The sequence below is a fragment of the Kocuria kalidii genome (assembly GCF_044462225.1).
GTDB lineage: Bacteria > Actinomycetota > Actinomycetes > Actinomycetales > Micrococcaceae > Kocuria > Kocuria kalidii.
The window spans coordinates 1-8,746 of the sequence record NZ_JBISWJ010000047.1 but is presented as its reverse complement, the minus strand read 5'-3'; the positions used below and the strand labels follow the sequence as shown (position 1 = coordinate 8,746).

Genomic DNA, 8,746 nt, shown 5'->3' with positions numbered 1-8,746 from the left:
CCGCCGGCGGTGACGGCCGTCAGCGCGGGACCTGGTCCTCCGGCAGCTCCGCCACGGGAGCGAGCACCACGTCGGCGATCTTCCAGTCCAGCTCCAGGCACCGCCGCCGGGCCGCCGCGAGCTGCTCGAGCGTCGGGACCGTGCCCGCCGCCGGGGCCAGGAAGCCCTCGACGTGGAAGACGTGGCCCTCGTCGCGGACCCGGACGCCGACGTCCCGCACCCACGGCTGCTGCCGCAGCACCGTCTCCACCTCCCGGACGAGAGGGTGCGGTGCGGCGTCGTCGTACGTGCTGGCGCGGGAGTCCGCGAGGCCGGCCGCCGAGCTCCTGAGGTGCAGCACCCCGGTCGCGACGACCGAGGTGGAGACCACGAGCGCGGCGGCCGCGTCCGCCCACCACAGCCCCGTCCCGGTGCCCAGGACCCCGGCGGCCGTGACGAGCCCGGCCGTCCCGGCGGCCCTGTTCAGATCGGCGTCGGCGAGGAGCACCTTGTCGTGCAGCTCCTCGGCCAGCCGGGTCTTCATCCGGCCGAGGAGCACGGGCGGGACGCTGGTGGCCAGCACCACGACCACCATGAGCCATCCCGCCCACACGGGGGTGCCGAGGACGTCCAGCACCCCGATCTGCGGCCGGTCGCCGGTCACGAGCGCCGTCCCGGAGTCGACGACCAGGGCGGCCCCCGCCCCCAGCAGCGCCACGGCCGCCGTCAGGTGGCCCACCCCCGCGACCCGGTGGTACCCGTAGGGATGCCGCGGCGTCGGGGGCCTCCGGGCGATCCGCACGGACACGAGGAACACGATCGGCGGGAGGAGGGACAGCATGTCCTCGACCCACGCGGCCCGCATCGCCTGCGACCGGCCCGCCACGAGCCCCATGGCCGCGACGACGAGCGCGAGCGTGCCGATGCTGATCCACTCGAGGCGCACCGCGCGCCGCAGCCTCTGCGCCTGCTCGTCCGTGAGTTCGGTCGTCCCGAACCGGGCACGCGCCGGCGGGCGGGTCACCCGTCCTCCCGCACCACGAGGAAGCGCTCCAGCTCGGTGAGGAAGCCGTTCTCCCCGGCCCGCGTGGCGAGCACGAACCGCTCGGTGCGCCCGTCCCAGGTCTCGATCTCGGTGTGCGGGCGGGTCAGGGCCGTGCGCTGCCCCCACGGGGAGTCGGCCGTCAGGCCCGCGACGACGACGTCGAGGTCACCGGTCTCGAGCAAGCGCAGGAGCTGACCCTCGGCCCCGGGATACCACACGACGTCGGCGTCGACCCGCTCGGCGAAGTCCTCCACCAGCTCGATCTCGACCCCGGAGGGCCGGCCGCTGTCCGCGACCTCCGTCCAGGGCGGGTTCTCCGAGACCCCCACCCGCAGCTCACCACCGCGCGCCCGGTCGAGGGTGCCCGACGGGTCCCGCGGGAACCCCGGGCCGCACCCGGTGACCAGGACCACGAGCAGCACCGCCACCGCGAGCGGGCGCGCAGAGCACGGCATCCCACCACGACCTCTCCGGGTGCCCGCGCGGTCCCGGCGGACCGCGCTCTCCCTCCGTCCTGAGCATACGGACCGCCTTCCGCGCCCCGCCGCACAGCTGGAGCCGGACGGCCGGCGGAGGCCGTCGAGCACCTCGGCGAGCGCCTCGACCACCTGCCGGAAGCCCGGCCCCCCGACCGGGAAGCGCCCGCACCCCTGGCGCAGCACCGGTTCCTCCGGCACGGCGATCCGGCCGGGACACGGGACGGCCGTTCCGAAACCGACGGGAAACGTCTGGGCCCCCGCCCCGAAATCCGGGCTGGCTAGCGTCGCTCTCATCCCGGCCGAGCCCGGTCCCGCACCCTGCGGGAGCGCGGCCGGCGCCGCCCCCCCCTCCCCGGAAGGCAGGACGCATGACGGTCTCCGCACGGCGCGCTCTGATCCCGGCCCTCGTGTCCGCGACGCTCCTCACGGGGTGCGGCGCCAAGTACGACCCGCAGCCGGGTGCGCAGGCGGCCCAGGCCCCGTCCGCCTCGTGCGTGGACACCTCCGGCGACACCGTGAAGGTGGGTCTGCTCAACTCCCTCTCCGGCACGATGGCCGTGAGCGAGACGACCGTCAACCGCTCCCTGCACCTGGCGATCGAGGAGATCAACGCCGACGGCGGGGTGCTCGGCAAGGAGCTCGACCCCGTCACCGAGGACGGCGCGAGCGAGCCGACCGTGTTCGCCGAGAAGGCCTCGAAGCTGATCCGCCAGGACTGCGTGGCCGCGGTGTTCGGCGGCTGGACCTCCGCGAGCCGCAAGGCCATGCTCCCGGTCTTCGAGGCCCAGGACTCGCTGCTGTTCTACCCCGTCCAGTACGAGGGGCTCGAGTCGTCCCCCAACATCTTCTACACCGGGGCCACCACCAACCAGCAGAACGGGCGGGCGGCCGTCGACCGCGCCCTGGCCATGTTCCCTGCGCTCGAGGGTCTCCTCGAGCGCAGGGCCGGGCTCCTTTCGGGCGGACAGCGCCAGCAGCTGGCCATCGCCCGGGCCCTGATCACCGAGCCGTCCCTGCTGATCCTGGACGAACCCACCGAGGGCATCCAGCCCTCGGTGGTGCAGGAGATCGAGCAGAAGATCCTGCAGCTGGCCGCCGGGACCGGGATCCGGGTGCTGCTCGTGGAGCAGCGGGTCGGCTTCGCGCTGGGCTCGGCCACCGACTGGTACGTCCTGGACTCCGGGCGCGTCAGCGCCTCCGGCCGCGCCGGGGAGCGGGCGGAGGAGCACGCGCGGGCGGCGCTCGCGCTCTGAGGCGGGCCGGCCCGCCGGTGCTCCCGGCACCTGCCCGAAACACCGGGTCAACCCGGCCGTAACACGCAGCCCCTACGTTGACGACTGTCCCTGCGCACCCGCAGTCCCGAGGAGAGCCGTGCACCTGACACCCCGCGAACAGGAGAAGCTGCTGGTCGTCGTGGCCGGCGACCTCGCGCGCCGCCGCCGGGAGCGGGGGCTGCGGCTCAACCACCCGGAGGCCGTCGCCCTGCTCACGGCCGAGCTGCTGGAGGGCGCCCGGGACGGCCGCACCGTGGCCGACCTCATGTCCTGGGGCTCCACGATCCTCGCTCGCGAGGACGTCATGGTGGGCGTGCCGGAGATGATCCACGCGGTCCAGGTCGAGGCGACGTTCCCGGACGGCACCAAGCTCGTCACCGTCCACGACCCCATCCGCTGACCTGCTGTCCCCGCCCCGGAAGGAGCGCCCCGTGATCCCCGGAGAGTACGTCCTGCGGCCCGAGCCCGTCGTGATCAATGCGGGCCGTCCCACCACCGAGGTGGACGTGGTCAACCGTGGCGACCGCCCCGTGCAGGTGGGCTCGCACTTCCACTTCGCCGAGGCCAATCCCGGGCTCGAGTTCGACCGGGCGGCGGCCCGCGGCTTCCGCCTGGACGTCCCCGCCGGCACGGCCGTGCGCTTCGAGCCCGGCGACCGCAAGCGGGTCCGGCTCGTGGCCCTCGTGGGGCGCCGCGAGGTGCACGGCCTGGGCAACCGGGTCGACGGACCCCTCGACGCCCCGGCCGCGGCACCCGGCACCGACGTTCCCGGCACCGACGTTCCCGACAAGGAGCAGCCATGAGCCACGAGATGTCCCGCGCCCAGTACACGAGCCTCTACGGGCCCACCACCGGGGACCTGGTGCGCCTGGCGGACACCGAGCTGTTCCTCGAGGTGGAGCACGACCGCACGGTCCCCGGGGACGAGGTGGTCTTCGGCGGCGGGAAGGTGATCCGGGACGGCATGGGCCACAACGGCCGGCTGACCCGGGACGACGGCGTGGTGGACACCGTGATCACCAACGCCGTGATCCTGGACGCCTCCGGGATCTACAAGGCGGACGTGGGGCTGCGGGACGGTCACATCAGCGCGATCGGCAAGGCCGGCAACCCGGACATCATGGACGGCGTCGACATCCTCATCGGGGCCTCCACCGAGGTGATTGCCGGCGAGGGGCGGATCCTCACCGCGGGCGGGATCGACGCGCACATCCACTTCATCGGCGCCGACCAGATCGGCACCGCCCTGTCCTCCGGGATCACCACGATGTTCGGCGGCGGCACCGGCCCGGCCGAGGGCTCCAACGCCACCACCATCACCGCGGGGGCGTGGCACCTGGCCCGGATGTTCCGGGCCCTCGACGACTACCCCATGAACTTCGGGCTGCTCGGGAAGGGCCACGCGAGCACCCCCGAGCCCCTCGCGGAGCAGATCCGTGCCGGCGCCGTGGGCCTGAAGATCCACGAGGACTGGGGGGCCACCACGGCCGCGATCGACACGGCCCTGGCCGTGGCCGAGGAGCACGACGTGCAGGTGGCCATCCACACCGACACCCTCAACGAGTGCGGCTTCCTCGAGCACACGGTGGCGGCGATCGGCGGCCGGGTGATCCACACGTTCCACACCGAGGGCGCCGGCGGCGGCCACGCCCCGGACATCATCCGCATCGCGGCCCTGTCCCACGTGCTGCCGTCCTCCACGAACCCCACTCTGCCGTTCACGCGGAACACGGCCGAGGAGCACCTGGACATGCTCATGGTCTGCCACCACCTCAACCCGGACATCCCGGAGGACGTGGCGTTCGCGGACTCCCGCATCCGCCCCGAGACGATCGCCGCCGAGGACGTCCTGCACGACCTCGGGGTCTTCTCCATGACGTCCTCGGACTCCCAGGCCATGGGCCGCGTGGGCGAGGTGGTGCTGCGCACCTGGCAGCTCGCCGACCAGATGAAGCGTCGCACCGGCCCCCTGCCGGAGGAGACCGGCCGCGGGGACAACGCCCGGCTGAAGCGCTACGTGGCCAAGTACACGATCAACCCGGCGGTCGCGCACGGGATCGCCGACGTCGTGGGCTCGGTGGAGACCGGCAAGTTCGCGGATCTCGTGCTGTGGGACCCGGTGTTCTTCGGGGTGAAGCCGCAGCTCGTGCTCAAGGGCGGGCAGATCGTGCACTCCCTGATGGGCGACCCCAACGCCTCGATCCCCACGCCGCAGCCGCAGCTGATGCGGGACGCCTTCGGCGCGAAGGGCACCGCCCCGCACGCGAACTCCATCACCTTCATGTCCCGCGCCGCCGCCGAGGCGGGCGTGGGCGAGCGGCTGGGCCTGCGCAAGCGGGTGGTGCCCGTGGGCGGGATCCGCGGGCTGTCCAAGAAGGACATGCGGCACAACGACGCCACCCCGCAGATCGAGGTGGACCCGCAGACCTACGAGGTCCGGGTGGACGGTGAGCTCGTCACGTGCGAACCCGCCGAGGAGCTCGCCATGGCCCAGCGCTACTTCCTGTTCTGACCGGTCCGCCGGCACCGTCCGGTGCACCCGGCCGCCCCGGACGTCCCGGACGTCCCCAGCATCCCGAACACCCCGAGAGGACCCGCACCCGTGATCGTCGAAGCCGTCGTCGGCAACCTGGCCGACCTCACCGAGCAGGAGCGCTCCGATCTGCACCTGGAGCGGATCGCGCTCTCCGGGTCCGAGCTGCGCAGGCGCGTCCAGCGGGTCGTGACCGACCACGGGACCGAGGTGGGGATCCGCCTGACCACGCGGCGGGAACTCCAGGACGGGGACATCCTGCACCGGGACGGGCACAACGCCGTGGTCGTCTCGACCCTGCCCACCGACGTCCTGGTCGTCGCTCCCGCCACGATCGAGCAGATGGGCTTCGTGGCCCACGCCCTGGGCAACCGGCACCTGCCCGCTCAGTTCCTCGGCCCCGCGGCCGAGGTCGCGGGGCTCCCGGACCACGACGGGGTCATGGTGCTCCAATACGACCACACCGCCGAGGCCTTCCTGCAGGACGCCGGGGTGCGCTTCGCGCGCGTCGACCGGCAGATGGAGGTCCCCTTCCGCCATGCCGAGCACACCCACTGAGCGCTCCGCCGCGAGCACCCCAGGGACCCTCGCGGGGACGCTCGCCGTCCTGCAGCTGGCGGACTCCGCCCTGCCCACCGGCGCGTTCACCCACTCCCTGGGGCTCGAGACCTACGTGGACGACGGCACGGTCCACGACGAGCCGAGCTTCCTGGACTGGGTCCGGCACTGCCTGCACCACCAGGTGGTGCCCGCGGAGGGCTGGGCTGTCCGCGCGGTCGCCACGGCGGCCGACGACGACGCCGTGTGGCGCGCCGACGACCTGCTGGCGGCCCAGGCCCTGCCCGTCCAGGTGCGGGACGCCGCGACCGCGATGGGACGACGGATGACGGGCATCGGCGCCGAGAACTTCCCCTCGCGCCGGCTGCTGGCCTACGCGGAGCGGCAGCGCGCCGGCACGAGCCGGGGCAACCCCGCCGTGGCCTTCGCGCTCGTGGGCACCGGCCTCGGGGTGGCCTGGGAGCAGCTCGCCGGCGCCTACCTCTTCTCGACCGTGACCTCCCTGACCCAGAACGCCGTGCGCGGCATCCCCATCGGCCAGAGCGCGGGCCAGCGCGTGCTGCGCGCCCTGCACGACGACGTCGCCCGCGGCGTCGACCGGATCGGGCGCATGGCCGACCACGAGGCCGGGGCGACCAGCCCCGGTTTGGAGATCGCCCAGATGCGCCATACCTGGCAGCGGGCCCGCATGTTCATGTCCTGACCCGCCGACCGGGCGCTCCACGCCCACGGCGCCCCGCACCGACCGCACCGACCGCACCGACCGCACCGACCGCACCGACCGCACCGACCGCACCGACCGCACCGACCCAGGAGTACCCCATGACCACCGTCTCCCCCACCTCTCCCGCACCGACCGGCAGGGGCCCCGTGCGCATCGGCGTGGGCGGGCCCGTGGGCGCCGGCAAGACCCAGCTGGTGGAGCGGGTCACCCGGGCCCTGATCCACGAGGTGTCGATGGCGGCGATCACCAACGACATCTACACGATCGAGGACGCCAGGATCCTGGCCCGCAACGGGGTGCTGCCCCTCGACCGGATCGTGGGGATCGAGACCGGTGGCTGCCCGCACACCGCCATCCGCGAGGACACGTCGATGAACGAGGCAGCGATCGAGAAGCTGTGCGCCGAGCACCCGGACCTGCAGATCGTGTTCGTCGAGTCCGGGGGGGACAATCTCTCCGCCACCTTCAGCCCGGAGCTGGTCGATTTCTCCGTCTACGTCATCGACGTGGCCCAGGGCGAGAAGATCCCCCGCAAGGCCGGGCAGGGCATGATCAAGGCCGACCTGTTCGTGATCAACAAGATCGACCTCGCCCCGCACGTCGGCGCCGACCTCGACGTCATGGCCGCGGACTCGGCCGTGTTCCGCAAGGACCGGCCGTTCTGCTTCACCAACCTCCGGACCGACGAGGGCCTCGAGCGGATCCTGGCGTGGATCCGGCACGACGTGCTGATGCTGGACATGGTCCCGTGACCGCCGTCGCGCCCGCGGGCGCCGTCGGGCGGACCGTTGAGCCGACCGGCCGGCTCGAGCTCGTCCTGAGGCCCCGCGGCGGGCGGACCGTGGCCGTCCGCCAGTTCCACGCCGGCGCGCTGCGCGTGCTGCGCCCGCACCGGCCGGACGGGTCCGGACAGCCGTGCTTCGTGGTCGTCAACCCGGGCGGCGGATACCTCGGTGGGGACCGGTACGAGCTGGACGTCACGGTCGAGGCCGCCGGCAGCACCCTGCTCACCACCCAGTCGGCCACCAAGGTCTACCGCACCCCGGCCGCCCCGGCCCGGCAGGACATGCGGTTCGAGCTCGGCCCCGGTGCGGTCCTCGAGTACCTCCCGGACCAGCTGATCGCCTACGAGGGCGCCGACCACGTCCAGTCCACGACCGTGTCGATGGATCCCTCGGCCTGCTTCGTGGCGGGCGAGGTCGTGACCCCCGGGTGGGCGCCGGACGGGACCGTCTTCCGCTACCGCGGCGTGGTGCTGCGGACCGAGGTGCGGATGGGCGGGCGCACGGTGGTCCTCGACAACCTTCGCCTGCACCCCGGGGACGATGCCGTGGCGGGCTTGGGGTTCCTGGAGGGCCGTACGCACCTCGGGTCCCTGCTGGTCGTGGACCCGCGGGTGGACCGCGAGCTGGTGGAGCAGGTCCACGACCTGCTCGGCGCGGCGGAGGAGCGGGTGCCGGGGCTGAGGTGCGGTGTGTCCGAGCTGCCGGTGCCCGGGGTCGTGGTCCGTGCCCTGGGCCCCGGCTCCGGGGAGCTGACGGACCTGCTCCTGGACGTCTCCGCGCTGCTCCGCGCCCGGTGGACGGGGCAGCCGCGCGTGGCGCTGCGCAAGTACTGAGCCCCGCCGGCCCTCCAATCCGGCGAGGACTGCGCGTCGATGCGAGGACATGGGATCTCAACCGCCCGGTAACGCCGTGGCCACATGCGGGGACGAGGATGGGAGCATTCGTCGCACGACTCGGAAGGGGTCACCCGTGACCGCGAACAACGTATGGATCCTCGGTCTGGCCCGGGTGCAGCCGGGAGACCGGGTCGAGGCCGGGGAGCACCGCCGGCCGTGCTTCACCGGCACGGTCAGCGAGGTGGCCCCGCAGCTGGGGATCGCGTGGGTGCTCGAGGACGGCACGGGGCTCCGGCGGCTGGTGTCGGTCCGGAACCACCGTCTGCGCCGCTCCCAGCTCGTGACCGCGGTCTGAGCGCCCGGCGCGCCGAGCGCGTCGAGGTGTTCCTGCGTGATCCGCCGCTGCCCGCGCCGGGCGACCGGCACCGCCGGGCCGGGGCTGCGGCGCCCGGCACCGGAGCAGCCCGAGGACCCGGGCCCGGTTCCTCGTCCGTCATCTCCTCCCCCGGACGGAGCGGTCCGGCGGCGGCGGG

The 8,746-nt window shown here is 73.6% G+C and carries 11 protein-coding genes; 9 read left to right on the top strand and 2 right to left on the bottom strand.

Annotated elements, in window-relative coordinates; translation table 11 throughout:
- Positions 1 to 19: 19 nt before the first annotated feature.
- A complete protein-coding gene (locus ACH9D3_RS07150) occupies positions 20 to 1,003 on the bottom strand; it encodes a cation transporter (RefSeq protein ID WP_396410400.1) in 984 nt (327 codons plus the stop codon).
- Positions 1,000 to 1,479 carry a transporter substrate-binding domain-containing protein gene (locus ACH9D3_RS07145; protein WP_396410399.1) on the bottom strand — a complete coding sequence of 160 codons (480 nt, stop codon included), beginning with the start codon at positions 1,477 to 1,479 and terminating at the stop codon, positions 1,000 to 1,002. Before ACH9D3_RS07145 ends, ACH9D3_RS07150 begins: the two co-directional genes overlap by 4 nt.
- Before the next feature lie 392 nt (positions 1,480 to 1,871).
- Here ACH9D3_RS07145 and ACH9D3_RS07140 point away from each other — a divergent pair, with 392 nt between their 5' ends.
- From ACH9D3_RS07140 to ACH9D3_RS07100, 9 genes are all read left to right on the top strand, one after another.
- Complete coding sequence (locus tag ACH9D3_RS07140) at positions 1,872 to 2,756, top strand: transporter substrate-binding protein (protein WP_396410398.1); 885 nt, start codon at positions 1,872 to 1,874, stop codon at positions 2,754 to 2,756.
- A 118-nt stretch (positions 2,757 to 2,874) separates the two neighbouring features.
- Positions 2,875 to 3,177 carry an urease subunit gamma gene (locus ACH9D3_RS07135; protein WP_396400864.1) on the top strand — a complete coding sequence of 101 codons (303 nt, stop codon included), beginning with the start codon at positions 2,875 to 2,877 and terminating at the stop codon, positions 3,175 to 3,177.
- A 31-nt stretch (positions 3,178 to 3,208) separates the two neighbouring features.
- Positions 3,209 to 3,580: an urease subunit beta gene (locus ACH9D3_RS07130; protein ID WP_396410397.1), complete on the top strand. Its 372-nt coding sequence runs from the start codon at positions 3,209 to 3,211 to the stop codon at positions 3,578 to 3,580.
- The gene (gene ureC, locus ACH9D3_RS07125; protein WP_396410396.1) at positions 3,577 to 5,289 is read left to right on the top strand and encodes an urease subunit alpha; all 1,713 of its coding nucleotides are present in this window, start codon (positions 3,577 to 3,579) and stop codon (positions 5,287 to 5,289) included. The genes ACH9D3_RS07130 and ureC overlap by 4 nt, the downstream gene beginning before the upstream one ends.
- Before the next feature lie 90 nt (positions 5,290 to 5,379).
- Positions 5,380 to 5,868, top strand: coding sequence for an urease accessory protein UreE (locus tag ACH9D3_RS07120; RefSeq protein WP_396410395.1), 489 nt, complete (start codon positions 5,380 to 5,382; stop codon positions 5,866 to 5,868).
- Positions 5,849 to 6,571, top strand: a complete 723-nt coding sequence (locus ACH9D3_RS07115) for an urease accessory UreF family protein (RefSeq protein ID WP_396410394.1) — start codon at positions 5,849 to 5,851, stop codon at positions 6,569 to 6,571. The genes ACH9D3_RS07120 and ACH9D3_RS07115 overlap by 20 nt, the downstream gene beginning before the upstream one ends.
- Positions 6,572 to 6,690: 119 nt before the next feature.
- A complete protein-coding gene (gene ureG / locus ACH9D3_RS07110; protein WP_396400859.1) occupies positions 6,691 to 7,344 on the top strand; it encodes an urease accessory protein UreG in 654 nt (217 codons plus the stop codon).
- Positions 7,341 to 8,210, top strand: a complete 870-nt coding sequence (locus ACH9D3_RS07105) for an urease accessory protein UreD (RefSeq protein ID WP_396410393.1) — start codon at positions 7,341 to 7,343, stop codon at positions 8,208 to 8,210. The genes ureG and ACH9D3_RS07105 overlap by 4 nt, the downstream gene beginning before the upstream one ends.
- A gap of 136 nt (positions 8,211 to 8,346) precedes the next feature.
- Positions 8,347 to 8,568 (top strand): hypothetical protein, encoded by a 222-nt coding sequence (locus ACH9D3_RS07100; protein ID WP_396400857.1) that lies wholly within the window; start codon positions 8,347 to 8,349, stop codon positions 8,566 to 8,568.
- The last annotated feature ends 178 nt before the right edge of the window (positions 8,569 to 8,746 follow it).

What these genes read in the sequence shown, in the direction of transcription:
- ACH9D3_RS07140 (WP_396410398.1), top strand. Translation starts at nt 1,872, where the DNA reads ATGACGGTCTCCGCACGGCGCGCTCTGATCCCGGCCCTCGTGTCCGCG.
- ureC (WP_396410396.1), top strand. Translation starts at nt 3,577, where the DNA reads ATGAGCCACGAGATGTCCCGCGCCCAGTACACGAGCCTCTACGGGCCC.
- ureG (WP_396400859.1), top strand. Translation starts at nt 6,691, where the DNA reads ATGACCACCGTCTCCCCCACCTCTCCCGCACCGACCGGCAGGGGCCCC.
- ACH9D3_RS07145 (WP_396410399.1), bottom strand. Translation starts at nt 1,479, where the DNA reads ATGCCGTGCTCTGCGCGCCCGCTCGCGGTGGCGGTGCTGCTCGTGGTC.
- ACH9D3_RS07115 (WP_396410394.1), top strand. Translation starts at nt 5,849, where the DNA reads ATGCCGAGCACACCCACTGAGCGCTCCGCCGCGAGCACCCCAGGGACC.